Origin of the sequence: Pseudoalteromonas sp. S558, assembly GCF_005886635.1 — a bacterium.
Lineage (GTDB): Bacteria > Pseudomonadota > Gammaproteobacteria > Enterobacterales > Alteromonadaceae > Pseudoalteromonas > Pseudoalteromonas aliena.
Genome location: NZ_PNDU01000433.1, coordinates 1 through 739, shown reverse-complemented (window position 1 = coordinate 739; position 739 = coordinate 1). Strand labels below are relative to the sequence as shown.

Annotated in this window: 1 protein-coding gene; it reads left to right on the top strand. The window is 42.9% G+C overall.

Annotated elements, in window-relative coordinates:
- Nucleotides 1-625: LysR substrate-binding domain-containing protein (locus tag CWB66_RS20445; RefSeq protein WP_138586874.1), on the top strand; the 625-nt coding region annotated here is incomplete at its 5' end.
- Nucleotides 626-739 lie beyond the last annotated feature (114 nt).

The following is a 739-nucleotide window of genomic DNA, read 5'->3' as shown; positions in this document are numbered from 1 at the left end:
ATCGCGTACAGGGCTTAAGCGCGGCACACTCGTTATAGGCAGCAGTACAACCATTGCAAGCTATTGGCTGCCCCCTTATTTAGCTAAATTTTGCGCGCAGTACCCGCACATAAAAGTAGAAGTGCAAATTGCCAATACCGCACAAATTGAGCATGCATTACTCGAATGTACTATCGATTTAGCACTGGTTGAAGGCACGCCAACCGAGCCACATATTATAAGTAAGCACTGGCAAAACGATTTAATGAGTGTGGTTATACCGAGTAGCTTAAAGCCCGCTAAAAATGTAAAAGCATGGTTAAACAAGCAGTTTTGGCTGCTGCGCGAACCTGGCTCTGGCACACTCGAAATGTCGGTTAAGTTACTACAACAACACGACGTTACAGCAAAAAACAGCATGCAATTGGGCAGCAACGAGGCTATAGCAAGAGCGGTAGCACAAGGGATGGGCGTTGCGTTATTGCCTAATGTGGTAACTGAAGATTTAGTGCAATTAGGTAAATTAACACGCCTAAAACCACAAAATAACATCGAGCTATCACGGCCATTATATCAATTACACTATAAAGACAGACCATCCTCGCATGCAGCGCAAGCATTCGAAAAAAGCCTGTTTAGTGAATAATGTTTATATGAGTAAGTGTATACCCCTCTCTGTCAGACTAGTTGTCGCGCTTAATATTTAACCATTAAATAGAGGGTGTGGAGTAACAATGAAACATTATTCAGCGCAAAGCTA